This window comes from Mycobacterium sp. IEC1808 (assembly GCF_002101935.1).
Lineage (GTDB): Bacteria > Actinomycetota > Actinomycetes > Mycobacteriales > Mycobacteriaceae > Mycobacterium.
In genome coordinates this window covers 238,021-262,972 of record NZ_LQPV01000068.1, presented here as the reverse complement: position 1 = coordinate 262,972, position 24,952 = coordinate 238,021, and the positions used below count along the sequence as shown (strand labels likewise).

Here is a 24,952-nt window from a genome sequence, read left to right as displayed (position 1 = left end):
GCGCTGGCGAGTCACCAGCCAATATGGGCGAAAATCGCTGGTCGAGCGCTCATCCGTAAGGGGAGTTAACTTCAGCCACACCAGCAACATTCGGGAGATCACTATCGTGGATACCTATGGACCTCAAGCGACGGCTGCCCATCCTGCGCTGGTCGGTGTTGCGGATGGCCGCAGGCGTGCGCAACATCACCACGACGGGCCAGATCGGTGACGGTCGCGAGGCCGCCGCCGCCGAATACGTGCTGCGGAACGCCCGCGCCGGCGACATCGACGACGCGCTGGCCGCCCTGGACAAGTTCGCCTACGAGAAGTCGATGCTGATGAGCATCGGCGACGAGAAGGGGCTCCTGCTCGACGCGGCCGCGCGCCGTGCCGATCCCACGCTGGCGCTCGAGCTGGGCACCTACTGCGGCTACGGCGCGCTGCGGATCGCCCGCGCCGCGCCTGAGGCCAAGGTGTATTCCGTCGAACTCGCCGAGGCCAACGCCGCCAACGCCCGGCGGATCTGGGAGCACGCCGGCGTGGCGGACCGGGTGACGTGTGTCGTCGGCACCATCGGCGATGGCGGGCGCACGCTGGACGCGCTAGCGGGTGAGCACGGATTCACTTCGGGCGCACTCGATTTCGTGTTCCTCGATCACGACAAGGACGCCTACCTGGGCGACCTGATGAGCATCGTCGAGCGGGGCTGGCTGCATCCCGGCACGATCGTCGTCGCCGACAACGTGCGAATCCCCGGCGCGCCGAAGTACCGCGAATACATGCGCCAGCAGCAGGGCAAGGGGTGGAACACCGTCGAGCACAAGACGCACGTCGAGTACCAGTCGATGGTGTCCGACCTGGTGCTGGAGTCCGAATACCTGGGCCCAGCGTCGACTTGATGTCGCGATTTCGGCCGATTAGCGCAACGAGTCGACGTTCGGCGGAAATTAGGTAGCCCGCGGGTGCGCCCCGGCCCACACCTCGCGCAGCGCATGCACGGTGACCAGCGTGTAGATCTGCGTCGTCGTCACCGAGGCGTGCCCCAATAGCTCCTGCACGACGCGGACGTCCGCGCCGCCCTCCAGCAAATGGGTCGCGAAGCTATGCCGCAGCATGTGCGGCGACACCCCCGAGGTGATCCCGGCGCGCTCGGCGGCGTCCTGCAGCACCTGCCACGCACTCTGCCGCGACAGCCGGCCGCCGCGGGCGTTGAGGAAGATGGCGGGCGTCCCGCGGCCGCGGCGCGCCAGGTCGGGGCGGCCGCGCACCAGGTACGCGTCCAGCGCCTGCACGGCGGGGCGCCCGATGGGCACCAACCGCTGCTTGCCGCCCTTCCCGCGCAGCAGCACGGACCGTGCCTCGGTGTCGATGTCGTCGACGTCGAGGCCGACGGCCTCGGAGATCCGAGATCCGGTGGAATACAACAACTCCAGCAGGGCGCGGTTGCGCAGCGTCAGCGGGCCATCGCTCGGGCCGTCTCCGCCGGCGCCTTCGAGTAGCGCCAGCACCTGGTCGATCGTGAGGCTCTTGGGGAGCCGACGGCCGGGGGTCGGTGGGCGCACGGCCCGAGCCACGTCCAGCTCGGCGAGGCCTTCGGCGGCGGCGAACCGGTGCAGACCGCGCACCGCGATCAGCGCCCGCGCCGCCGACACCGCCGACAGCGCCGCCGTCCCGGCCTCTGGGTCGCCGCGGCGCAGCGAGACGAGGAACTCGCTGACGTCGTCCTCGCCGACCTTCGCGAGGTCGTAAATTCCGCGGTCGGACAGGTGCTTCGAATAGCGGCGCAGGTCGCGGCGATAGGAGGTCAGCGTGTTCTTCGCCACGCCGCGCTCGATGGTCAGGTGGTCGAGGTAGCCCTGCAGCTGCGTGTCCAGAACCGCCGCCGTCATTGCGCGGCCTTTCGCGCGGCGAACGCAGTCGGCTTGTCGGTCCACGGGCTGCCGGGCGGGCGCGTCATCATGAACTCGGTGGTGGCGACGTGTGCGGCCAAAATCCCCGCCACCGCAATGGCATTCACGATCTCTCCCCTGAACACCTTGTCGACGGCATCTTCCAGCGGATACCACTGCAGCGTCATGTCGGCCTCTTCGTCGTGCGCTTCGGGCCGGTCCACCTGGGTGAGGCCGGTGGCCAGGTAGACGCGCACCGATTCGTCGCTGAAGCCGGGCGTGGAGTCGAGGTCGACGAGCACCCGCCAGGTGTCGGCCTTCAGGCCGGCCTCCTCGTGCAGTTCGCGGGCGGCGGTCAGCTCCGCGGGCTCGCCGCCGACGTCGAGCAGCCCGGCGGGCAGCTCCCACAGCCGCCGGCCGAACGCGTGCCGGTACTGATAGACCAACGGGATGTTGCCGTCGTCGTCCATCGCCACCACGGCCACCGCGCCGAAATGCTCGACGACTTCACGGGTGACGAGCTTGCCGCCGGGCATCCGGACCTGATCGCGGCGCAGCGCGAAAATCTTTCCGGTGTGCAGCGTTTCGGATGACGCCGTCTCGAAGACGTGCTCAGCCACGGGTCGCGGGCTCGGGTAGCGGCCGCTGAACGCTGTCACGATGCTGGTTGCCGTTGGACGACTGCTCCGGGATCTCCACCGGAAGCTGCTCGCCCGCCTTGTAGTCCAGGGAGGCCTTGACGAACGCGACGAACAGCGGGTGTGGCCGGGTGGGCCGGCTCTTGAGCTCCGGGTGGGCCTGGGTGCCGACGATGAACGGATGCATCTCGGGCGGGTACTCGACGAACTCGACGAGGTGGCCGTCGGGCGAGGTGCCCGAGAAGCGCAGCCCGCTCTCGGCGATCTTGTCGCGGTAGGCGTTGTTGACCTCGTAGCGGTGCCGGTGCCGCTCGGACACCTCCGTCGCGCCGTACGCCTGGGCCACAATCGAATCCGGCTCCAGCACCGCGGGATAGGCGCCGAGTCGCATGGTGCCGCCGAGGTCGGCGTTGCCGGCGACGATGTGCTCCTGGTCGGCCATCGTGGAAATGACGGGATCCGGTGTGCCCGGCTCGAATTCGGCCGAGTTGGCCTCCGTGAGGCCGGCCGAGCGGGCGGCCTCGATCACGATGCACTGCAGCCCGAGGCACAGCCCCAGCACCGGCAGGCCGCGGCCGCGGGCGTGCCGGATGGCGCCGATCTTGCCCTCGATGCCGCGGATGCCGAAACCGCCGGGGACCAGGACCCCGTGCACGTCGCTCAGCGCGGCGGCGGCGTCATGAGGACTCGCGCAGTCGTCGGACGGTATCCACACCATCTCGACCTTGGCCTGGTGCTTGAACCCGCCCGCGCGCAGCGCCTCGGTGACCGACAGGTAGGCGTCGGACAGCTCGACGTACTTGCCCACCAACGCGATTCGGACGGTCTCGTGCGGCTCGTGCACCCGGCGCAGCAGGTCGTCCCATTCGGTCCAGTCGACGTCGCGGAACGGCAGGTTGAGCCGGCGCACCACGAACGCGTCGAGCTCCTCGCGGTGTAACACCTTCGGGATGTCGTAGATCGACTTCGCATCCGGGGTGGAGATGACGCCGTCGATGTCGACGTCACACATCAGGGCGATCTTGTTCTTCAGCGGCTCGGGGACGTCGCGATCGCAGCGCAGGATCAGCGCGTCCGGGGTGATACCGATGCTGCGCAGCGCGGCCACCGAGTGCTGCGTGGGCTTGGTCTTGAGCTCACCCGAGGGCGCCAGGTACGGCACCAGCGACACGTGCAGGAAGAACACGTTTTCCCGACCGAGGTCATGGCGCACCTGGCGCGCCGCCTCCAGAAAGGGCTGCGACTCGATATCGCCTACGGTGCCGCCGATTTCGGTGATGACGACGTCCGGGCGATTCCCGTCGGCGTCCGGCTGGGCCATGGCCAGGATGCGCCGCTTGATCTCGTCGGTGATGTGCGGGATGACCTGGACGGTGTCGCCGAGGTACTCGCCGCGCCGCTCCTTGGCGATGACGGTCGAATACACTTGCCCGGTCGTCACATTCGCCGACCCGGACAGGTCGCGGTCCAGGAACCGCTCGTAGTGGCCGACGTCGAGGTCAGTCTCGGCGCCGTCCTCGGTGACGAACACCTCGCCGTGCTGGAACGGGTTCATGGTGCCCGGGTCGACGTTGAGGTAGGGGTCGAGCTTCTGCATCGTGACGTGTAACCCGCGGGCCGTCAGTAGCTGCCCCAGGCTGCTGGCGGTGAGCCCCTTGCCGAGCGAGGAAGCAACCCCACCGCTGACGAAGAGGTGCTTGGTGGCGGTTTGCGGGTGCTTGCGCACTGGCGACCTCCGTGAAGACGGGCAGGGCTTGGATTTGTCTAGCATTTAACTAGCTGGGCCTGCCGACCCACGGAAATCCACCCTAACATCCGGCACGCCGACGCGCCGCGAACACGCCCTAGCGAGGGCCCACCGACGATTTACTGGGGCACGGTGATCGAGGTGGCGCCGTGCCCGGTGCCGTACTGCCCGATGTGGCCGCCGTTGATCAGATCGTGCAGGCCCAGGACCGTCGTGATCCGTCCCGGCGCGGCCTCGATGTCGTCGACGGTGCTGATCGCAGAGTTCATGCCGGCGTCGGCGCGGGCGACGGCGACCGCTGAGCCCCCCGTCGCCGAACCGTCGCGGCCCGCCAGCAGGGTGCCCGAGCCGTGGGGTGCAAGTGCGGCGGAGAACCGGGCCACGCTCACGCCCTGATTGCCGGCGTCCTGGGGCAACGCGCCGCCGGTGACGACCAGCGCGGCGTTGGCCGCCCCCAGGTGGTCGGCGGGCTGATAGGTGATGAAGCCGGTGTCGCGCAGCGACGCCAGCACGGTGTCGCGCTGCGCGTCGTCAATCGGCGGGGTGGCCGGGTTGGCGTTGATCAGCATGGCGATGCCGAGCAGGTCGCCGGCCTGCGAGCCCTGGTCGACGAGCTTGGTGCTCAACTGCTGACCGGCGGGCAGGATCGAGGAGTTCACCACCGTCCGCAGCTTCTCCGCGGAGTTGGCGTCGACGAACTCCTGGGTGAGCGAGACCGTTCCGGCGACGGTTCCGCCGGCCTGGCCGATGAATTTCGCGATCGCGGCGACGTCGTCGTCCCGGGCGTCCGGGGTGCGGAACATCACCACCGACTTCCCGCCCAGCGCGTCGTGCACGATCCGGCCGGCCAGCTGGTTATCGAAATTGTTTGCAGCGGCGAGCTTTTCGTTCATCGCGTTCTTCTGGTCGTTCAGCCCGTTGATCTGGGTGTACAGGTCGCGCTTCTCGTCACGCAGGCTGGACAGCAGGGTGTCCGAGAGGAATCCGGACCCCAGCACGACGCCCACGGCCAGCGCCAGGAAGACCGCGGCCAGGGATAGGGCGTGTTGGCGTAACGAGATCATTTAACGCACCGTTCGTCGAAAAGCTATGTGAGCAAGTGCTGTATCCACAGGGTGAAGTGGTTCCAGTAGTGGGTGATCCAGTGCATCACCACGCCGTCGGTGCGCGAGACCCACAGCGCGACGATGACGGCGATCAGCATCGTCAGCGCCAGCAGCGCGATGGCGCCCGCCGAAATGTGGTTGCGGTACAAGGTCGCAACGGCCTTGGCGTCGACCACCTTCTCCCCCACCCGCAGCCGCGTCAAGAACGTCGAAGGGTTGCTCTGGGTGCGGTTGCGGTCGAAGAACGTCTCGATGTTGGCGGTGTGGCCGGCCGTCACGAGCAACGCGGCACCGTGGTGATCGGCCAGCAGCAAGGCCAGGTCGACCGCCGAACCGGCGGCCGGGAAGGTCATCGCCCCGACGCCGAGGTCCTGGATCCGTTCCAGGCCGGGCGCGTGGCCGTCGGCGTCGGCGGGCAGCACGACCTGGGCGCCGCACTTGAGGGTGTCGGTGCTGATCTGGTCCGGGTCGCCGACGATGATCTGTGGGCGATAACCGTTCTTGCGCAACACATCCGCACCGGTGCCGACACCGATGAGCACCGGCTGGTACTCCTTGATGAATGGTTTGAGGGAGCGCAGCTCGTCCTCGGCGCTGGGCTCGTCGGCCACGATCACCACGTGCCGCCGACGCAGGTCGACGTCGATGTCGGGGATGCCGATGCCGTCGATCAACAGCGGGCTCTCGCTCTTGATGAACTCGATCGTGTTGCCGGCGAACGCCTCCAGGTGGGCGGCCAGGCCGCTCTTGGCCTCCCGCATCAGGTCGGCGATGTCGTGGTCGGTGCGCTCGGTGCCGCGGACCAGCCGCCGGTCACCGGAATACACGCCGCCCTCGTAGAGGCGAATCTTGGCGCCGTCCTTGACCTTCTTGAAGACCTCGGGCCCGGTCTCGTCGATCAGGGTCACCCCGTTGTTGACCAGAACCTCGGGGCCAAGGTTGGGGTAGCGCCCCGACACCGACGGTGACGCATTGACGACGGCGGCGATGTCGGCCTCAACCAACGCGTCCGCGGTGATGCGGTCCAGATCCAGGATGTCGAGCACCACGATGTCGCCGGGGCACACCCTGCGCAGCAGGCGATCGATATTCCGGTCGACCCGGGCGGTGCCGGTGAGGCCCGGCCGTGTCGTGTTACGCGAAAGCAGACCTGACATCTTCATGGGGGCGATTCTGTCCGCGAAGCCAGGGCGAGGCGAGTAGGCGCGCCGTAACATCTGCCTCATAAGTTATCTAGAGTCACATTAGTAACAGGCTGATCCCGGTTCGGTCGCGGTGAGGGTGCGCAGACGGCGGCCTGTCGTCGCCCGAGGCGTCGACAGTCACGAAGAGTGGCTGGCGGGCACGCCGGTGGGATGGTGGGTTTTGTGATGTTTGTGCACGTTTGCCCAAAGATTCGCAGCAAGAACGACGCCGACGTAAACGAGGAATGTGGTCAACACGATGACGACGAGCCTTTTGCGCTGCCGGCCGCGGGCGGTCACCACGCCATAAATCACCGCACCAAGTGGCAAAACGATTAGTAGCACCACTCCGACTGCGTTCTCCGCATACGATGTCCAGGCCGTGGCTGTGCTCAGTGCCACGTCAATTCGCTGCATCGCCGCACCCTAGACGAAGCCGATCACGAAGGGCTACATCATTCCTGGGCAATGCGGACGGCGCCGTCAGACGCGTCGACCAGCTCGAGCGCCGGCGCGGCAGCGGTAGGCTGCGCCGCTTCGTCCCGCCGTCGCGGCGAGGGTCCGCAGATGTACGGAATTTGCGGCGTGTCGGCGTACAAACGCGGACACTCGCGGGGAGGGGGGTCAGGCCTGCTCGGCCTGGGCGGTCTCGAGCAGTTCGCGGGCGTGCGCGCGGGCGCTGTCGGAATCGCCCAGGCCCGCGAGCATCCGCGCCAGCTCGGCGACCCGGTCGTCGCCCCTCGCCCGGCGGACCACGCTGGTGCCCTTGGGTCCGGCGCTGTGCACCACCAGGTGCACGTCGGCGTACGCGGCGACCTGCGGCAGGTGGGTGACCACGATGACCTGGTGCGTGCGGGCCAGCCGCGCCAGCCGCCGCCCGATCTGCACCGCGGCCCGGCCGCCGACGCCGGCGTCCACCTCGTCGAACACCATCGTGGTGCCGGCGGCCGAGGCGGCAAGGACGACCTCGAGGGCCAGCATTACCCGGGACAGCTCGCCGCCGGAGGCGCTCTTGGCCAGCGGCAGCACGGTCATGCCGCGATGCGCCGCAAAGCCGAACTCGACCTGATCGATGCCGTCGCCGCCGGCGCGAACCGGCTCGCCCGAGGGCAGCGTCAGGGTGGCGGGATCGTCCGGGTCGGTCGCCACATCGGTGGCCACGTCGATGGTGAACTCGGCGTCGGCCATCGCCAGCCCGGACAGCTCCGCGGTCACCGCCTTGGCCAGCCGCTTGGCGGCCTTGCGCCGAACCTTGCCGAGTTCGACTGCGGCGTCGCCCAATTCGCGCGCCAGCTCGGCGACGCGGCGTTCCAGCGCGGTGATCGCCTCTTCGGAGACGTCGAGTTGCGCCAGCCGCTCCCGCGATTCGGCCGCCCACCGCAGCACCCCGCCGATGTCGGCGGCGTACTTGCGGGTCAGCGTGCGCAGCTGGGCCTGGCGGGCCAGCTTGGATTCCAGCGCGCTGGCATCGACGGGGAGCTCGTCGAGGAAGCCGCCGAGTTCGTGGGCCGCGTCGTCGACCACCGTCAGCGCCTCGGCGATCTGGCCGGCCAACGCCCGAAGGGTCGCGTCGTCGGTCGATTCGAGTGCGGCCCTTGCCTTTCCGAGGCTGTCGATCGCACCGTGGCCAAGGCCGTCCCCGTCGTCGGCCGACAACGCGGCCCGCGCGGTGGCGGCGGCCTCGCGCAGCGTGTCCAGTTCGGACAGGCGCACGATGTCGGCGACGAGCGCGTCGTCCTCGCCGGGTTGCGGGTCGACGGTGTCGATCTCGTTCAGCGCGAACTGCAACCGGTCGGCCTCCTGCGCGAGCTCGCGGGCCCGCTCACGGCGGTCGATCAGGTCGCGGCGCGCGGTCAGCCAGGCGTCACGCAGCTTGCGGTAGCGCTCCAGGGCCGGACCGGCCTCGGCGAAGCGGTCCAGCGCGCCGCGTTGCTCCTCGGGTCGCATCAGGCGCAGCTGGTCGTTCTGCCCATGCAGGGTGAGCAGTTCTGTGGTGAAGTCGCCCAGCGACTTCGCGGGCACGCTGCGCCCGCCCAGGGAGGCACGCGACGGCCCGTCGCGGCTGACCGAGCGCAGCGCGATCACGCTGCCGTCCTCGTCGCGCTCGGCACCGAGGTCTTCCAGAATCGCGTCCAGCTGCGCCGCCGTCTCGTCATCGAGATCGGTTGTGGTGAAACGGCCTTCGACGACGGCACGGTCGGCCCCCGAGCGGACCCGGTTCGGGTCGGCGCGGCCCCCGCCGAGCAGGTGCAGCCCGGTCACCACCATCGTCTTGCCGGTGCCGGTCTCGCCGGTCAGCACCGTCAGGCCGCGGCCGAACTCCCCGACCGCGGCGCTGATGGCACCCAGCGACTCGATGCGTATCTCGGTAAGCACCCGGCCATTACTTTCCGCGCCAACCGGTCACCGGCAACCGGAATTTGCGCACCAAGCGGTCGGTGAACGGCGCGCTGTCCAGCCGCGCCCACTTGACCGGGGTATCGCAGCGGGTCACCTCGATCCGGCTGCCGGCCGGGATCCTCATTTCGCGGCGGCCGTCGCAGAACACCAGCGCGTCGTGCCCGTCCGCCTCGGTCTCGATCGCGATGGTGGCCTCGGGGCTGGTGACCATGGGCCGGCCGAACAGCGCGTGAGCGTTGTTGGGCACCACCAGGATTGCCTCCAGGTCGGGCCACAGCACCGGGCCGCCGGCCGAGAACGCGTAAGCGGTGGAGCCGGTCGGCGTCGACACCAGCACCCCGTCGCAGCCGAACGCGGACACCGGGCGGCCGTCGACCTCGACGACCACGCCGAGCACGCCCAGCCGGGGGCCCTTTTCCAGGCTGACCTCGTTGAGCGCCCAGCCGTGTTCGACGTGGCCCTTGTGCAGCACCGCGACGTCCAGCGTCAGGCGGTTCTCCACCCGGTAGTCGCGGGCCACCACGTGATCGAGCACCCGGTCGATCGCCTCGGCTTCGGCCTCGGCGAGGAAGCCGATCCGGCCCAGGTTGACGCCAAGCACCGGAATCCCGGCGTTGCGGGCCAATTCGGCCGCGCGCAGGAAGGTGCCGTCGCCGCCGAGCACCAGCACCAGTTCGCAGCCCTCGGCCGCCGACGGCTCGGCGTCGACCACCTCGATTTCGACGCCCATGGCCCGCATGTCGTCGGGGGCCAGGTTCAGCGGTCCGCGGTCGACCGCCTCGGCGGACAGCACGCGCAGCCCAATCCCGTTGTCGCCCAACACTTTCTGAACCCGGCGCGCGGTCTCGGTCGCTTCCTCACGGCCGGTGTGCACCACCAGCAGCACGGTGCGCTCAAAAGTCATTGCGGGCCCTCTTCCACCGCGCGCCGCACCGCGTCCACCAGCCCATCAGCAGATAGCCCCCGATCGGTCTCGGCGCGCAGCCACAAGAAGTATTCGACATTGCCCGACGGGCCCGGCAGCGGGCTGGCGGTGACGTCGACGGCCTGCCAGCCCAGCTCCCCCGCGCGCCGCGCGACCCGCAGTACCGCGTCGGCGCGCAGGCCGGGATCCTGGACGACCCCGCCGGCGCCGACCTGGCCCTTGCCCACCTCAAACTGCGGCTTCACCATGGGAACGATATCCGCGCTGGGCCAAGCGCATCCAATCAGCGCGGGCAACACGGTGGCCAGCGAGATGAATGACAGGTCGGCCACCACCAGGCCGACCCGGCCGCCGATGGCCTCCGGCGTTAGTGCGCGGGCGTTGGTGCGCTCGACGACGACCACCCGGGGATCGGACCGCAGTGACCAGGCCAGCTGTCCGTAGCCGACGTCGGCGGCCACCACCTCGCTCGCCCCGCGATCCAGCAGCACCTCGGTGAACCCGCCCGTCGACGCGCCCGCGTCCAGGCAACGGCGGCCCGCGACCGCAATGCCGAACGCGTCCAGCGCGCCGATGAGCTTGTGCGCCCCGCGCGACACCCAGCCGCGCTCGTCCTCGTCGGTGACGGTCAGGGCGGCGGTGACGTCGACGGCGGTGCCGGGCTTGCGGGCCGGCATGCCGTCGATGCTCACCTTGCCGGCGCCGATCAACTCCGCGGCCTGCTGGCGGGATCGGGCGAGCCCGCGGCGGACGAGCTCGGCGTCGACGCGGGCACGTCGTGCCACGGCGGTACTCAGCCCTTCTCCGCCGACTCCAGCGCGGCCAGCAACACGTCGTGCGCCTCGGAGAGGCGGCGCGCTATCTCTTCGAGTTCGGCGAGGGACGGCTCGTGTTCGGAGTTTTCCGGATCCCCGATATCCGATAGCTGGGCGACCAGGGCATCTATTTCAGCGCGAAGCTGATCGGGATCGATATTCATCGCGTCCCTACGCTAGTCCAGAGACCAGCGCTGCAGCGCGTCCCGAGCGCGCGCGTCGGCCGCCTCGATGCGCATCGGCCCGGTCGCCGCGGCGCCCCAGACCGCGTGCGCGACGGCCCGGACGACCGAGAGCCCGTCGCCCTCGTCGGCGCCGTTGGCGCTGACCGTCACCACCTGATCCCCGACGTCGACGTGCCAGCCGGGCTGCGGCTTCACCGCGAGCCGCTCGCCCTCGGAGTGCAGCGAACGCAGGTCGGGGGCGATGTAGGTGGGCCGGAGCTCCGGCGCTGCGAACACGGCGTCGCGGGCGGTGCTGACCCCGGTGAGCACCATCAGGCTGGGCAGGTCGGCGGCGTTGGCGCCCTCGATGTCGGTGTCCAGCCGGTCGCCGACCACCAGGGGCGCGCGGAAGTCGCCGCGGGCCACCGCGTCCTGCAGCAGCCGCGGCGCCGGCTTGCCCGCGACCCGCGGGTCGGCGCCGGTGGCGGCCCGCAGCGCGGCCACGAACGATCCGTTTCCGGGCAGCAGGCCGCGCTCGGTGGGCAGGGTCGGGTCGACGTTGGCGGCCACCCACAGCGCGCCCGCCCGGATGGCCAGCGCGGCCTCGGCGAGGTCGGGCCAGCCGATGGTGGTGGACAGGCCCTGCACGACGGCGACGGGGTCGTCGTCGTAGCGGCGCACCGGGCGCAGCCCGACGGCGGCGATCTCGTTGGCCAGCGCGTCGGTGCCGACGATCAGCACGCGCGATTCCGGCGGTAGCTCATCGGCGAGCAGCCGGGCCGCGCTCTGGGCGCTGGTGACGACGTCGGTCGCGGTCGCGGTGAAGCCGAGCTCGCGCAGGTGCAGCGCCACCTCGTCGGCGCTGCGGGAGGCGTTGTTGGTCACAAAGAGCTTGCGGCTTTCGACCTCGTCGAGCGACTGCACGGCGCCCTCGGTGGGCTGGGCGCCGCGGAAGACGGTGCCGTCCAGGTCGACGAGCAGGCAATCGTATTGCTGCGCAATGGTTTTCATCTCAGGCGAGCTCGCCGACGCGCTCTTCGGCGTCGGTGACGCCGTCGATATCGGCGGCCGCCGAGCGCAGGAACCATTCCAGCGCCTCGTCATTGCGGCCGAGCGCCAGCAGCGTGTCGGCGTAGGCGTAGAACAGCCGGGCCGCCGTCGAGCCGCTGCGGCTCGTGTCGAGCTGCGGGGTGGACAGGACGGTCAGCGCCTGCTCGAGCTGCCCTAGATCCGCGCGGGCGCCGGCGGCGACGATGCGCAACTCGTCGGCGTCGTCGCCGGACAGCTGGGCCGCCTCCTCGCCGCGCGCCAATTCGATCGCCCGCTCCGGACGGCCAAGGCCGCGTTCGCAATCGGCGATCAGCGCGAGCAGCGCCGACTTGCTGCCCATTCTGCGGGCGGCCCGGAGTTCGGCAAGCGCCTGGGCCCAGTCGCCGCAGTGGTAGGCGGCGATTCCGACGGCCTCGCGGACCGCGGCGATCCGGCTGGACCGGGCCCGCGCCGCGCGGGCGTGTTTCAGCGCGGCCTCGGGATCCTCGTCGATCAGCTCGCCGGCGGCGACCAGGTGGCGCGCCACCGCGTCGGCCGTGGCACGGTCCAGCGTGCTCAGCTCGCGGCGGATTTCGGGCGCCAGTTGTTTGGCTTCCACGCCGGGCGGTATCGGGGGCCCGTCGTTCGGCGCGCGATGGTCCTTGTCAGCGGTGCCCGGCTGCGCCGGCCGGGCGCGGCCGGGACCCGACCAGGAGCCGGATGCCTTGCGCGGTCCCCGCCCACCGCTGTGCCCCTGCCTGTCGTCGACCACTCTGCAAAGGATACGGGCGCCGCGGCGGGGCCTTTGTTGAGTGTGCGGCGACGGCTTTGATTGTGAGGCCAGGGCGGGAAAACTGCCCAGATCCCGCCCGGTGTACACACCGAAAGCCGTCAGTGCACACGACGGGCGGTGCGAGGCCGCTTTGGCCGGGCGCGGACCGGCCGTTGAGTGTGCAGTCACGGCTTCGAGTGTGAGTCCAAGGTGGTAAAAACGCCGAAACCCCGCCGTCAGCGCACACCGAAAGCCGTGAGTGCGCACGGCGGCGGCGCGGGGCCGCCTACGCGGGCGGGCGGTCGGTCAGCAGCGGAGCCAGCACCGCTGGGCAGTAGGTCGCGATCGCGACGATGGTGAACACGCCCGCCGCGTCGTGCGACATTCCGTGGCCGTCGGCGACGGTGCTGATCACCGAGTCGAACGACCCGCCGGGTTCCACGAGCATCGGGCACACCGACCTCCCGAGCGCCGTCGCGCTGTCGGGCTGCGACACCGGGACGCCGGCGTTGGTAAGGGCCCGCAGGAACGCGTTGCCCATCCAGTCGGCGTGCACGGGTGCGGCCAGTACGGCGGTCAGGCCGGCCAGGCCCGCGCTCAGCACCATCACCCGCAGCATCCGAGTCGCGCTAGTCACCGTGACCACCCTGGTCAGCCGAGGTCACGTCGGCGATACGACACGGTAACGACTAGGCGACGCGTTCGATGCCGGCGACGTTGCGCTTGCCGCGCCGCAGCACCAGCCAACGGCCATGGAGGAAGTCCGAGGGCTGGGGCGCCCATTCCTCGCTGTCGACGCGCACGTTGTTGACCGAGACGCCGCCCTCGCCGATCGTGCGCCGCGCCGCGCCCTTGCTGGCCGACAGGCCGCTGGCCACCAGCAGGTCGACGATCCCGTCGGGGCTGCCGGGCTTGAGCTCGGCGACCGACGTCTCGCGCAGCGCCGCCGCCAACGTCGCCTCGTCCAGCTGGTCCAGTTCGCCCTGCCCAAACAGCGCGCGGCTGGCGTGCTCGACGGCCTCGGTGGCCGCCTCGCCGTGCACCAGCACGGTCAGTTCGCGGGCCAGCCGCCGCTGCGCGGCGCGCTGCTGCGGGCGCTCGGCGGTGGCCCGCTCCAGCTCGGCCAGCTCGTCGGCGGACAGGAAGGTGAACCAGCGCAGGTATCGGATCACGTCGGCGTCGGCGGTGTTGATGAAGTACTGGTACCAGGCGTACGGGCTGGTCATCTCGGGGTCCAGCCAAAGGCTGCCGCCGCCGGTGGACTTGCCGAACTTGGTGCCGTCGGCCGCGGTCACCAGCGGGACCGTCAACGCGTGCACCGCCGCGCCGAGCTTCTGGCGGACCAGGCGCACCCCGGCGATGATGTTGCCCCACTGATCCGAGCCGCCGATCTGCAGCGTGCAGCCGAGGCGCTGGTGCAGCTCGACGTAGTCGTTGGCCTGCAACAGCATGTAGCTGAACTCCGTGTAGGAGATGCCCTCGCCGTCAAGGCGCCGCCGGATGGTGTCGCGGTCCAGCATCACGTTGACCGAGAAGTGCTTGCCGATGTCGCGCAGGAACTCGATGGCCGACAGGGGGCCCGTCCAGTCCAGGTTGTTGACGACGACAGCTCCCGTGGGCGAGTTGTCGAAGTCGACGAAGCGCTCCAGCTGGCCGCGGATGCGCTCGGTCCACGCGGCGACGGTGTCCGCCTCGTTGAGGCTGCGCTCGCCGACGTCGCGCGGGTCGCCGATCATGCCGGTGGCGCCGCCGGCGAGCACGATCGGCCGGTGGCCGGCGCGTTGGAAGCGGCGCAGCGCCAGCAGCGGAACCAGGTGCCCGGCGTGCAGGCTCGGCGCGGTCGGGTCGAATCCGGCGTAGACGGTCATCGGCCCGCGCTCCGCTTCGGCGGCCAGCGCGTCGAGGTCGGTGGACTGCGCGATCAGCCCGCGCCAACCCAGCTCGTCAAGGATCCCGGAATTCATCGCGCACGACTTTAGTCGCTGTGACGCGGTCGATTCGCCCACGCGCCGTGATATAAGGCAAGCTAACTACGTGGCGCATCGTGGCGCCGTCGCTTTTCCCCGTACGCGCACCAACAACGCGGAGCGTCATGGACAACCGATACTGGCCGTTGGTCGTCGCGATCATCATGCTCGCGCTCGGGCTGACCCTCACCGTCGACGACTTCAAGCGGGCCGCGGGCCTGCGCAAACCGCTCGCGGTGGCGCTCATCTGCCAGGCGCTGCTGCTGCCGACCCTGTGCCTGGTGATCGCCGAGGTCTTCCATCTCGAACCGCACCTGGCGGTCGGGCTCATGCTGATGTCGGCGACCCCCGGCGGGACGATGTCGAACATCCTGAGCCATTTGTTCAACGGCGATCTGGCACTGAACCTTACCCTGACCGCAATCAACGCGGTGCTGTCGATCGTTGCCCTGCCCACGATTCTGGCAGTGGCGATGACGTGGTTTCTCGGTGAAGGGCGGTTTCTGCCGCTGCAGCTGGACAAGTTCCTTGCGGTGATCGGCCTGGTGCTGGTTCCCATCGCGATCGGCGTTGCCATCCGTCACCGCTTCCCCGAGCTGGCCCGGCGAATGCAGAAGCCGGTCCGGATCGCGGCGCTCACGCTGCTGGTGCTGGCGATCGTTGCGGCCATCGCCGGCGGACGAACGACGCTCTGGCACAACATCGGCCTGCTGACCGGGGCCGTCGTGGTTTTCTGCGCCGTGAGCCTGATGGTCGGCTACCTGGCGCCACGCCTGATGCGCCTGGCCCCGCGGCAGGCCGTCGCCGTCAGCCTGGAGGTCGGAATGCACAATGCAGTCGTGGCGATGGGCATCGCGCTGAGCCCGCAGCTGCTGAACAGCGCCGTGATGGCCACGCCCGCCGCGGTCTACAGCGCCATCGCGCCGCTGCTGGCCGTGACGTTCGTCTTGATCGCGCGCCGCGTGGACCCGGCGTTTCGCGTGGTCTCCCCAGGCGATACACCGGCCCGCACTTAGTCGCTCGTCCCGGGGGCGGGTGCCCGCGGGCTGCGCCGATAGGCCGACACCTCCGGGCGGCCGGCGAGCCACAGTCGCCACGGCCGGTCGGCCGCCTGGCTGACGCCGACGCGGGGTCCCGAGGTGGCGGTCAGCGGGGCGTTCAGTTCCAGGGTCACCGGGCCGTCGGGATCGAACAGGTCAATCCCGTTGTCGTCCATGGTGATTCCCAACGCCGAGCACAGGTTGCCCGGGCCACGCGCCAGCGCGGCGGTGCGGACCAGCTCGCCGCGGCGGGCGCGCGCGAAGTCGGTGCCCTCCTCGACGGCGGCGGCGCGCAGCAGGACGGCCGCCGCGGTCCCATCGGGCCCGCACGAGACGTTGGCGCAGACGTGGATCCCGTGGCTGCGGTAGGTGTAGAGCCGCCCGGGCGGGCCGAACATCACGGCGTTGCGGCCGGACCGGCCGCGGTACGAGTGGGCCGCGGCGTCGGGCCAGGGACCGTCGGGAACCCCGCCGTAGGCCTCGACTTCGACGACGACGGCCCGCACGCCCCTCCCGTTGAGGGTGGCGCCGAGCAGCCGGTGCGCGGCGGCGACCGGATCCACCACCAGCTCCCCTGCAACCACCCACCGAACCTACCGACACGGCCGACATGGCAATATCCCGGCCGAAATTGTGTCGAAGGAGCCCGACAATGCACATCGACCCCGCCGCCACGGCGTGGCTGCTGGCCAGCACCGCCTTGGTGCTGCTGATGACCCCCGGCCTGGCGATCTTCTACGGCGGCATGGTCCGCACCACCGGGGTGCTCAACATGATCATGATGAGCTTTATCGCCATCCCGCTGGTCACGGTGGCGTGGCTGTTGATCGGCTACACCATCGCGTTCTCCCAAGACGGTGGGTACGGCCTCGTCGGAAACCTCGGACACCTCGGGATGCTCGGCATCGGCCCCGAGACCGTCCACGGGGCGGTGCCAGAACTGTTGTATGCCACGTTCCAGTTGGCGTTCGCGATCATCACGGCCGCCCTGGTCAGCGGCGCGATCGCGGACCGCGCGAGGTTCTCGGCCTGGATGGCGTTCGCCACCGTGTGGACGATCGTCGTGTATTCGGTTGTCGCGCATTGGGTGTGGGGACCCGGCGGCTGGCTGGCGAAGCTGGGGGTGCTCGACTACGCGGGCGGCCTGGTCGTCGAGATCGTGTCCGGATCCTCGGCCCTGGCCCTGGCGCTGGTGCTGGGGCCCCGCATCGGCTTCAAGAAGGACGCCATGCGGCCGCACAACCTGCCGTTCGTCCTGCTCGGTGTCGGGCTGCTGTGGTTCGGTTGGTTCGGGTTCAACGCCGGATCCGCGTTGGCCGCCAACGGAACTGCCGCGGCGATCTTCCTCAACACGCTCGTCGCGGGGTGCCTCGGCATGCTCGGGTGGCTGACGGTCGAACGCATCCGGGACGGCAGGCCGACCACGTTCGGGGCGGCATCCGGTGTGGTGGCCGGGCTGGTCGCCATCACCCCGTCGTGCGGAACCGTCAACACGCTCGGCGCGGCGGTCGTCGGCCTGGCGGCCGGCGTCGTCTGCTCGTTCGCGGTGGCGGCGAAATTCCGCTTCAACTATGACGATTCGCTCGACGTGGTCGGCGTTCACTTCGTCGGCGGCGTCGTCGGCGTGTCGTTGATTGGGCTGCTCGCGACGGCGGTCATGACGGCGGGCCCGCGGGGCCTCCTCTACGGGGGCGGCTTCGCCCAGCTGGGCAAGCAGGTACTGGCGATCGCCGTCGTCGCGCTCTATGCGTTCACGGCGTCGTTCGTCCTCGCCAAGGTGATCGATCGGGTGATGGGCTTCCGGCTCAGCGCGGACGACGAGACCACCGGTGTCGACCTCACCCAGCACGCCGAAACCGCTTACGCCGAAGGCGTGCACGGACATCAGCCGCTTCGCCGCCCCGGCGAAAGATGAGCCGATCGCTACTTGCGTAGCGTGAATTGGTTGAGGTCGGTGTAGCCCTTGCGGAAGAGGTTCGCGCAGCCGGTGAGGTACTTCATGTACATCTCGTAGACCTCTTCGGACTGGATCGCGATGGCCTCTTCTTTGTGCGCCTCCAGGCCCGCGGCCCAGACGTCCAGGGTCTTTGCGTAATGACGCTGCAACGATTGCCGGCGCTTCAGCTTGAAGCCGGCCTTCGCCGAGAACTCCTTGACCATGTCGATGGTCGGCAGGAAGCCGCCCGGGAAGATCTCGGTCTTCATGAAGTCGCTGAATTCGACGATCGCCGGGGTGAGCGGCAAGCCGGACTCGATGATCTCCTTCTCCGAGAGGACGGTGATCGTGTGCAACAGCATCGTGCCGCCGCTCGGCAACAACTCATAAGTTCTCTTGAAGAAAGCGTCGTAGCGGTCGTAGCCGACGTGTTCGAACGGTCCGATCGCCAAGATCCGGTCCACCGGATCGTGAAACCGCTCCCAGCCCTCGAGCAGCACCCGCTTGGAGCGCGGGCTGTCCGACTCGGCGAACAGTTGCTCGACGTGGGCGACCTGATTCTTGGACAGCGTGATGCCGACGACGTTGACGTCGTATTTGTCGATGGCGCGCATCATGGCGGCGCCCCAGCCGCAGCCCAGGTCCAGCATTGTCATGCCCGGCTGCAAGCCCAGCTTGCTCAGCGACAGGTCGATCTTGGCGATCTGCGCCTGTTCCAGAGTCATGTCATCGCCGCCGAGCCAGTAGGCGCACGTATACATCTGGGTGCGGTCCAGAAACAGGCGGAAGAAGTCGTCCGATAGGTCGTAGTGCGCCTGCACATCCTCGAAATGCGGTGTCAGCTCCTCGGCCATGACGTGTTGCCTTTCCTTGGAACCGTCGGGCGGTCCAGTCGATGTGCGGCTCGGCGTGGTGAGTTTATCGGCTGCGGCCGACCTGCGGGCTGCGCCCGGTGTGGAACGCCTCGTCGAACAGGTCGAGCATGGCGCGCCACGATCGCTCCGCTGAGAGTTCGTCGAACCGCAGACCGGGGACCTCGATGCGGTCGACCTCCGGGTGGGTGAAACTGTGCTGCGCGCCGCCGTAGAGGTTCATGCGCCAGTCGACCCCGGCCGCGCGCATCTGCTCTTCGAACACGAGCCGCTCGCCGACGGGGATCAATGGGTCCTCGGTGCCGATGCACACGAGCACCTTGGCGGTGATGTTGGCGGCGTCCGACGGGCGCGGAGTGGCCAGCCGGGGGTGGAAGCCGACCACGACAGCGAGGTCGGTGCCGGCGCGCGCAAGTTCCAGGACGAGGTGTCCGCCGAAGCAATAGCCGATTGCGGCGACCTTCTTGGGGTCGGTGCGGGGCTGGTCGAGTAGCACGGTCAGGCCCTCGCGGGCCAGCGCCCTGGTGCGCTCCGGGTCGTGCCAGAGATCGTCGAGCCGGGCCATCATGGCTGTTCGGTCGGTCATCGACACGCCACCGCCCTGATAGTCCAGGGCGAACGCCACGTAGCCCAGCTCGGCGAGTCGATCCGCGCGGCGGCGTTGGTGGTCATCAAGTCCCGGGCCCTCGTGCGCGATAAGGACCGCTGGACACGGGCCGTCGCCGTCTGGCACGGCAAGTCGGCCGATCATGGTCCTGCCGTCGGCCTGGTACTCGATGTCAGTCGCGCTCGTCATGGTCGACTGTGTATCACGAAGTGCGTTGCGAGATAAGCGTGTTCACCGCCAGCGAAGGCCGGCACCCGGCTAGCCCGCGGGCAGCTTGAGCACGAAGCCCTGAGCGTCATCGTGCTCCCAGGGAAGGCCGCCGCCCGAAGTGGGGACGGGCTCCGCCCAGCGTGAAATCCACGACGCCGCGGCGGCGTGTCGCGTCGTGGATTTGACGCTCGCGGGAAGGGGTCTTGACATGGCCCGGTCACCAGCGGAGTATTCATCATATGATGAGTTCATCGAGTGATGAATTATTGGCGAGGGGACACGCCCCGGCGATCAACATCGAGCATCTGCGCGTCCTCCGCGGTAAACGCCCTGCGCTGCACGACTTTTCGGTAACCATCGCCAAGGGCACGATCACCGGACTGCTCGGCCCCTCCGGCTGCGGCAAGACCACCCTGATGCGCTGCATCGTCGGGACTCAAATCGTGAAGTCGGGCACCGTCACGGTGCTGGGCCGGCCGGCCGGAAGCCCGGCGCTGCGCCGCCGCGTCGGCTACATGCCGCAGGACCCGACGATCTACAACGACCTGCGGATCGTGGACAACGTCCGCTACTTCGCCTCGCTGTACGGCTTCGACAACCGCGCCGCCGACGAGGCCATCGAGCGGGTCGGGTTGACCGACCATCGAACCGCCTTCTGCGGCAACCTGTCTGGCGGTCAGCGCACCCGTGCGTCATTGGCGTGCGCGCTGGTCTGCCGGCCCGAGCTGCTCGTGCTCGACGAGCCGACCGTGGGCCTGGACCCCGTGCTGCGGGTCGACCTGTGGGAGCAGTTCACCGAGCTCGCCCGCGGCGGCACCACCCTGCTGGTCTCCAGCCACGTGATGGACGAGGCCGACCACTGCGGCGACCTGTTGCTGATGCGCGAGGGCCACCTCGTCGCCCACACCACCCCGACCCGACTACGAGAGGACACCGGATGTCCGTCACTGGAGGACGCATTTCTGTCCATCATCAAGCGCAGCACGAGGCTCCAGGCCGGTTAGGACTGAAGGCCTACGCGGCCACCACGACGCGCATCCTGCGTCAGCTGGCCGCCGACCACCGCAGCGTCGCGCTGATCCTGCTCGTGCCGATCCTGGTGATCACGCTGATGTACTTCATGTTCGAGAACGCCCCGCATCGCCCCGGCACGCCAACCCCGTTCAACAACGCCTGCCTGATCCTGCTGGGACTGTTCCCGCTCTTCGTGATGTTCATCATCACGTCGATCACCATGCAGCGCGAACGGGCCTCCGGGACGCTGGAGCGCATCCTGACCACGCCGCTGCGCCGTCTGGACCTGCTCATCGCCTACGGCACCGCGTTCTCCATAGCCGCTGCGGCGCAAGCGATCCTGGCCTGCATCGTGTCGTTCTGGCTGCTGGGCTTCGACACCGCGGGCAGTCCGGTATGGGTGTTTGTGATCGCCATCGCCAACGCCGTGCTGGGCGTCGGGCTGGGCCTGCTGTGTAGCGCGTTCGCGCGCACCGAGTTTCAGGCCGTGCAGTTCATCCCGCTGGTGATGGTCCCCCAGCTCCTGCTGGCCGGCATCATCGTGCCCCGCGCGCTGATGGCGCACTGGCTGCAGTGGATCAGCAACGTGCTGCCCGCGAGCTACGCGCTGGAGGCCCTGCAGCAAGTGGGCACGCACAGCGAACTCACATACATCGCGGTGCGCGACATCGTCGTCGTGATGGGGTTCGCCCTCGCGGCGCTGTGCCTGGCCGCGGCGACGCTGCGCCGGCGGACGCCCTAGTGGCGATCGCAAGCGCGGCGGAGCCGGGCGCAGCGGGTCGCCACGGAGGGCCCTAGCATGACGGCTATCAACACGGGCCGGAGGCGGCCCGGGCGACCGGCGGGCAGCTCGGATACCCGAGAGCGAATCCTGACCAGTGCCCGAGAGCTGTTTGCCCGCAACGGCATCCGTAACACGTCGATTCGCGCGGTGGCCGCCGCGGCCGGCGTCGATTCGGCGCTGGTGCATCATTACTTCGGCACCAAGGAAAAGCTTTTCGCCGCCGCTGTGCACATCCCGATCGACCCGATGGAGGTCATCGGCGCATTGCGCGAGGTGCCCGTCGAGGAGCTCGGCCACACCTTGCCGTCAATGTTGTTGCCGCTGTGGGACTCCGAGATCGGTGTCGCGTTCGTCGCCGCGCTGCGCTCGATCCTGGCCGGTTCTGAGGTCAACCTGTTTCGGTCCTTCATCCAGGACGTGATCGCGGTCGAGGTGGGTCCGCGCGTCGACGATCCGCCGGGCAGCGGCGTCGTCCGCGTCCAGTTCGTCGCGTCGCAGTTGGTGGGGGTGGTGATGGCGCGCTACATCCTGGAATTGGAGCCGTTTAAGTCGCTGCCCGCCGATGTGATCGCGCGGACCGTGGCGCCGAACCTGCAGCGCTACCTCACCGGGGATCTGCCGGACGGGCTTGTGCCATGAGCCGTTCGTGCTCGTCGTCGTCGACGTCGCGCGCCTCGTCGATCAGCAGCACCGGAATGCCGTCCTCGATGCGGTAGGCGCGGCGCAGCCGGGGGTTGTAGAGCAGCTCCTCCCCGACGAGCACCAATGGGCCCCGGTCGGCCGGACACACCAGGATGGCGAGCAGGGCATCGTCGAGCATCACTGCCCACCGCTCAGTTCGGACCGCGCGGCCGGCGTCAGCTTGCGGAACTGCTCGCTGGTCGCGTCGAAGTACCACGCCTGGCGCCCCGCCTTGGGGATCCCGGCCGCGCGCAGCGCGCTGACGGTCGGACGGTAGGTGGCGCTGAGCGTCAGCTCGGGACACACCTGCACGATGTCCGGCCCCACCCCGATGGGCAGGTCGCCGACGGCCTCGGTCAGGTCCGCCGCGGTGATGCCGGCCCCGGGCAACAGGGCCACGGCCGCGACCGCCAACTGGCGGTCGCCCACCGGGACGTTGTAGGTCACCGCGAGGTCGACGCCGTTGATGCAGCTCAGCGCGTCGGTGACCGGCTCGGCGAACACCAGCCCGCGCGCGGTGTGCACGACCGAGCCGCGCCGGCCCGCCAGCCAGTAGTCGCCGTCGCCGTCGCGGTAGAACAGGTACTCGGTGGAGATCCACGTATCGGCGGGGGCGAACACCCCCCGCTTGACCGAAGCGCTGGGATCGATCGGCCCGCGGGACTGGGCGAGCAGCACCCCCACCTGCAGGGGCTCGGCGCGCTGCACGAAGCCGCGGTCGTCCTCCAGGATCAGGTCGTGCTCCGCGTCGTAGGCCGCGAGCTCGACGCGCCCCACGCCCGGCAGCGGGCGGCCCTTGCTGCCGATCTTGGCGCCGGACACGTTGGCCAGCACCGCCTGTCCGTCGGTGGTGGCGAAGAATTCCACGACGTTGGCGGGGGTGAACGCGTCGAGCACCCGCTGCCACAAACCGGTCGGCATGCCCGAGCCGATGAACAGCCGCACCGGATGGTTACCGTGCAGCACGAACGCGGGATCGTCGACGACGTCGCGCAGCATCGCCCAGGTGTAGGACACCACCGTCACGCCGTACTGGCGGATCTCCTGGACGAAGCGCTTGGGGTCCAGACCGCGTGACAGCGCGATGCGGGTGCCGCCGACGACCGCGCCGCCCAGGCTGACCAACAGAGCCGACTCGTGGTGCAGCGGCGTGAGGCAGTACACGGTGTCGCGGCGGTCCAGGGCGGCCGTCGACGCGGTCCCGAACGCCGACAGCGCCCACCGGTAGTTGGTGATCTGCTTGGCCACCAGCTCGCCGCCGGCGGCGGTGAACGCGATGAACGCCAGGTCGCGGGCCAATCCCGGGTTGGGCCGGTACCACGCCGGCAGCGTGACCGCGTCCGGGTCGATCTGTTCCATGTCGATGACGTCGCTGTCGTGGGGCAGGTGCAGATCGCGCGATTCGCCGCCACCGAGCACCAGGATCTGACCCGGCAGGTCGCGCGCGGCGTCGAGGTTGGTCGGGTCGGTGAGGATCTCGCTGACTCCCCCGAGCCGCACCGACGCGGCCAGGTCGGCGTCGGGCCGCATCACCACGGCGACGGCGCCCAGCCGCGACAGCGCGGCGATGGCAACGAGGGCGCTGGGGCGGGTCTCCATCAGCACGCCGACCCGGTCGCCCTGGCGCACGCCCACCTCGATCAGGCCGCGGACGACGTTGTTGATGCGCCGGTTGACCGCCTCGTAGGTGTGCACGCGCCCGTCGAACAACAGGAACTCACCCTGCGGGGCGTCGCGCGCCTGCTCCTCGATGATGCGGCCCAGCGAAATCCGGGTGTGGTCGTTGATCTGCCCGAGCCGGACCAGCCGGGGCAGCGTGCGGATGGTCTCGACGGCCAGCGTGCGCATCGACTTGTTGGCCGCGACGACTGTGCTGGCCGCTCCGCGCACCGCCCCGATCGCCGCCTCGGACACCTCACCGATGCCGTGCGTGATCCTCGAACTCATCGCGACGCCGCTGTCGGTGTGCTCGATCGGTTGATCGGCCATCAGGTCGATGCCGCTCGGCTTGTCCCCGCCCGTCGACAGCCAACGCACCCACTCGGCGACGGTGGGCCAGCTCTCGCGCGCCGCCCGGGAGCCGACCACAAGACCGAAATGCCCTGTGCGGATTAGGCGTTCGTAGACCTCGGCGTTGGGCGCCGCCCGCCGGATGCCGCGCACCGAGGCCGGCTGCCCGATGTCGTCCACCTCGCCGACGAAGGCCAGCACCGGACAGGTGATGTCGGTGAGCGTGACCATCTGGCCGTTGATCGCGAAGCCACCGGTCATCATGCGGTTGTGCGCGATGAACTGCTTGAGCAGCTCGGAGATCGCCGGGCCCGACCACGCGATCCAGCCTTCGCGCTCGAGGAACCGGCGCTGTTGTTCACGCGGCAGCAGCGCCTCGCGGTCGTGCAGCTGGCGCACGAAGTCCACCCGCGCCTTGGCCGTCTTGAGCGGGTCCATCATCTGAAAACCGGCCCGCGCCATCCAACTTGGGATGGCCATCCGGCTGAAGACGTGGTCGGCCATGAAGTTCGCGGCCGGTGCGGCGAAGTTTGCCGGGATGCCCATGGGCAGGGCCGCCAGCGTGTCCACCGGCGACCCGAACGCGACGATGCTGGCGATGTTCTTCGAACGCCGGTACGCCGCGGCCTGATAGCACCACATCCCGCCCTGCGAATAGCCCACCAGATGCACATCGCTGCCCGTGACGTCCTTGACGGTGTCGACGGCCTGGCTGAGCGCGACGATGTGGTCGGCCAGATTGCGGCGCATGCCGCCCTCGACCTTGTCCGGCGAACCGAAGTCGATGACCCAGGGATCCAGCCCCCCGGCGTGCAGGATTCCCACCGCGCCGTCGTCCCTCGTGACGTCCCACATGTCCGCCGACATCATCATCGGGTGGACCATCAGGACGGGCGGGCCCACCGGCGGCTGCCCGGGCCGGCTGTCCGGGGGGAAATACCGGCGCAGCTTGTACATCGGGACGCTCTCGACGATCTGGGATGGCGACGGCACCGTGCCGGTTTCCAAGCCCCCCAACCGCAAGACCTCTAACCCGTTCTGTGCCGTGGCGACCAGCCGTTCGACCGGACGCGTGACCATCGAAAAATTGAGATCCACCGCTGCTCCCTGACTCTTGACAGCTCCGCCATCATGGCACACCGGCGCCCACGGCGGTTCTGGTCAGGCAGTTTGCCCGCGG

25 protein-coding genes are annotated in these 24,952 nt (G+C 69.4%); 6 read left to right on the top strand and 19 right to left on the bottom strand.

Annotation, left to right across the window (positions count from 1 at the left end; genetic code table 11):
* Positions 1–116 precede the first annotated feature (116 nt).
* Positions 117–881, top strand: a complete 765-nt coding sequence (locus tag AWB92_RS27415; protein WP_085191270.1) for a class I SAM-dependent methyltransferase — start codon at positions 117–119, stop codon at positions 879–881.
* Between the two features lie 48 nt (positions 882–929).
* Here AWB92_RS27415 and xerD read toward each other — a convergent pair whose 3' ends face one another.
* The 14 genes from xerD to tyrS all read right to left on the bottom strand — a co-directional run bounded on the left by xerD (position 930) and on the right by tyrS (position 14,615).
* The gene (gene xerD / locus AWB92_RS27410; RefSeq protein ID WP_085191268.1) at positions 930–1,871 is read right to left on the bottom strand and encodes a site-specific tyrosine recombinase XerD; all 942 of its coding nucleotides are present in this window, start codon (positions 1,869–1,871) and stop codon (positions 930–932) included.
* The gene (locus AWB92_RS27405) at positions 1,868–2,491 is read right to left on the bottom strand and encodes an NUDIX hydrolase (RefSeq protein WP_085191427.1); all 624 of its coding nucleotides are present in this window, start codon (positions 2,489–2,491) and stop codon (positions 1,868–1,870) included. Before AWB92_RS27405 ends, xerD begins: the two co-directional genes overlap by 4 nt.
* A complete protein-coding gene (locus AWB92_RS27400; RefSeq protein WP_085191266.1) occupies positions 2,484–4,235 on the bottom strand; it encodes a CTP synthase in 1,752 nt (583 codons plus the stop codon). The genes AWB92_RS27405 and AWB92_RS27400 overlap by 8 nt, the downstream gene beginning before the upstream one ends.
* Positions 4,236–4,375: 140 nt before the next feature.
* The gene (locus AWB92_RS27395; RefSeq protein ID WP_085191264.1) at positions 4,376–5,320 is read right to left on the bottom strand and encodes a copper transporter; all 945 of its coding nucleotides are present in this window, start codon (positions 5,318–5,320) and stop codon (positions 4,376–4,378) included.
* A 23-nt stretch (positions 5,321–5,343) separates the two neighbouring features.
* A complete protein-coding gene (gene steA / locus AWB92_RS27390; protein WP_068108759.1) occupies positions 5,344–6,525 on the bottom strand; it encodes a putative cytokinetic ring protein SteA in 1,182 nt (393 codons plus the stop codon).
* Positions 6,526–6,684: 159 nt separating this feature from the next.
* Positions 6,685–6,963, bottom strand: a complete 279-nt coding sequence (locus AWB92_RS29710) for a hypothetical protein (protein ID WP_142282338.1) — start codon at positions 6,961–6,963, stop codon at positions 6,685–6,687.
* 207 nt (positions 6,964–7,170) lie between these two features.
* Positions 7,171–8,922, bottom strand: coding sequence for a DNA repair protein RecN (gene recN / locus AWB92_RS27380; RefSeq protein WP_085191259.1), 1,752 nt, complete (start codon positions 8,920–8,922; stop codon positions 7,171–7,173).
* Between the two features lie 7 nt (positions 8,923–8,929).
* Positions 8,930–9,850, bottom strand: coding sequence for an NAD kinase (locus AWB92_RS27375; protein ID WP_085191257.1), 921 nt, complete (start codon positions 9,848–9,850; stop codon positions 8,930–8,932).
* Entirely contained in the window at positions 9,847–10,656 is an 810-nt protein-coding gene (locus tag AWB92_RS27370) for a TlyA family RNA methyltransferase (protein ID WP_085191255.1), read from the bottom strand. The genes AWB92_RS27375 and AWB92_RS27370 overlap by 4 nt, the downstream gene beginning before the upstream one ends.
* Before the next feature lie 8 nt (positions 10,657–10,664).
* Complete coding sequence (locus tag AWB92_RS27365) at positions 10,665–10,850, bottom strand: hypothetical protein (RefSeq protein ID WP_085191253.1); 186 nt, start codon at positions 10,848–10,850, stop codon at positions 10,665–10,667.
* A 12-nt stretch (positions 10,851–10,862) separates the two neighbouring features.
* The gene (locus tag AWB92_RS27360; RefSeq protein WP_085191251.1) at positions 10,863–11,861 is read right to left on the bottom strand and encodes an HAD-IIA family hydrolase; all 999 of its coding nucleotides are present in this window, start codon (positions 11,859–11,861) and stop codon (positions 10,863–10,865) included.
* 1 nt (position 11,862) lies between these two features.
* Positions 11,863–12,651: a tetratricopeptide repeat protein gene (locus AWB92_RS27355; protein WP_142282337.1), complete on the bottom strand. Its 789-nt coding sequence runs from the start codon at positions 12,649–12,651 to the stop codon at positions 11,863–11,865.
* Between the two features lie 286 nt (positions 12,652–12,937).
* Complete coding sequence (locus tag AWB92_RS27350; protein ID WP_277622340.1) at positions 12,938–13,297, bottom strand: DUF732 domain-containing protein; 360 nt, start codon at positions 13,295–13,297, stop codon at positions 12,938–12,940.
* A 43-nt stretch (positions 13,298–13,340) separates the two neighbouring features.
* Positions 13,341–14,615, bottom strand: a complete 1,275-nt coding sequence (tyrS, locus tag AWB92_RS27345) for a tyrosine--tRNA ligase (protein WP_085191248.1) — start codon at positions 14,613–14,615, stop codon at positions 13,341–13,343.
* Between the two features lie 80 nt (positions 14,616–14,695).
* On the opposite strand from tyrS, the gene AWB92_RS27340 reads away from it, so the two are divergent.
* Positions 14,696–15,634, top strand: a complete 939-nt coding sequence (locus tag AWB92_RS27340; RefSeq protein WP_085191246.1) for a bile acid:sodium symporter family protein — start codon at positions 14,696–14,698, stop codon at positions 15,632–15,634.
* Here the strand turns inward: AWB92_RS27340 and AWB92_RS27335 are convergent.
* Positions 15,631–16,242, bottom strand: coding sequence for a DNA-3-methyladenine glycosylase (locus AWB92_RS27335; RefSeq protein WP_085191244.1), 612 nt, complete (start codon positions 16,240–16,242; stop codon positions 15,631–15,633). The two genes, AWB92_RS27340 and AWB92_RS27335, sit on opposite strands and share 4 nt — an antisense overlap.
* Positions 16,243–16,310: 68 nt before the next feature.
* Here AWB92_RS27335 and AWB92_RS27330 point away from each other — a divergent pair, with 68 nt between their 5' ends.
* Positions 16,311–17,573: an ammonium transporter gene (locus AWB92_RS27330; protein ID WP_085191242.1), complete on the top strand. Its 1,263-nt coding sequence runs from the start codon at positions 16,311–16,313 to the stop codon at positions 17,571–17,573.
* A gap of 8 nt (positions 17,574–17,581) precedes the next feature.
* Here the strand turns inward: AWB92_RS27330 and AWB92_RS27325 are convergent, their stop codons facing one another.
* Positions 17,582–18,448 (bottom strand): cyclopropane mycolic acid synthase family methyltransferase, encoded by an 867-nt coding sequence (locus AWB92_RS27325; RefSeq protein ID WP_085191240.1) that lies wholly within the window; start codon positions 18,446–18,448, stop codon positions 17,582–17,584.
* A 64-nt stretch (positions 18,449–18,512) separates the two neighbouring features.
* The gene (locus tag AWB92_RS27320) at positions 18,513–19,262 is read right to left on the bottom strand and encodes a dienelactone hydrolase family protein (RefSeq protein ID WP_085191238.1); all 750 of its coding nucleotides are present in this window, start codon (positions 19,260–19,262) and stop codon (positions 18,513–18,515) included.
* A gap of 260 nt (positions 19,263–19,522) precedes the next feature.
* Between AWB92_RS27320 and AWB92_RS27315 the strand changes: the two genes are divergently transcribed.
* From AWB92_RS27315 to AWB92_RS27305, 3 genes are read left to right on the top strand one after another with little or no spacing between them, the layout of a single operon-like run.
* Positions 19,523–20,287: an ABC transporter ATP-binding protein gene (locus AWB92_RS27315; protein WP_085191236.1), complete on the top strand. Its 765-nt coding sequence runs from the start codon at positions 19,523–19,525 to the stop codon at positions 20,285–20,287.
* The gene (locus AWB92_RS27310) at positions 20,221–21,039 is read left to right on the top strand and encodes an ABC transporter permease (RefSeq protein WP_142282336.1); all 819 of its coding nucleotides are present in this window, start codon (positions 20,221–20,223) and stop codon (positions 21,037–21,039) included. Before AWB92_RS27315 ends, AWB92_RS27310 begins: the two co-directional genes overlap by 67 nt.
* Positions 21,040–21,096: 57 nt before the next feature.
* Positions 21,097–21,720 (top strand): TetR family transcriptional regulator, encoded by a 624-nt coding sequence (locus tag AWB92_RS27305; protein ID WP_085191235.1) that lies wholly within the window; start codon positions 21,097–21,099, stop codon positions 21,718–21,720.
* Here AWB92_RS27305 and AWB92_RS27300 read toward each other — a convergent pair.
* Together AWB92_RS27300 and AWB92_RS27295 are read right to left on the bottom strand one after the other, a co-directional pair.
* On the bottom strand, positions 21,686–21,901 hold the full coding sequence (locus AWB92_RS27300) for a Trm112 family protein (RefSeq protein WP_085191233.1): 216 nt from the start codon (positions 21,899–21,901) through the stop codon (positions 21,686–21,688). The genes AWB92_RS27305 and AWB92_RS27300 overlap by 35 nt on opposite strands.
* Positions 21,901–24,870: an acyl-CoA synthetase gene (locus AWB92_RS27295; protein ID WP_085191231.1), complete on the bottom strand. Its 2,970-nt coding sequence runs from the start codon at positions 24,868–24,870 to the stop codon at positions 21,901–21,903. Before AWB92_RS27295 ends, AWB92_RS27300 begins: the two co-directional genes overlap by 1 nt.
* Positions 24,871–24,952: the final 82 nt, after the last annotated feature.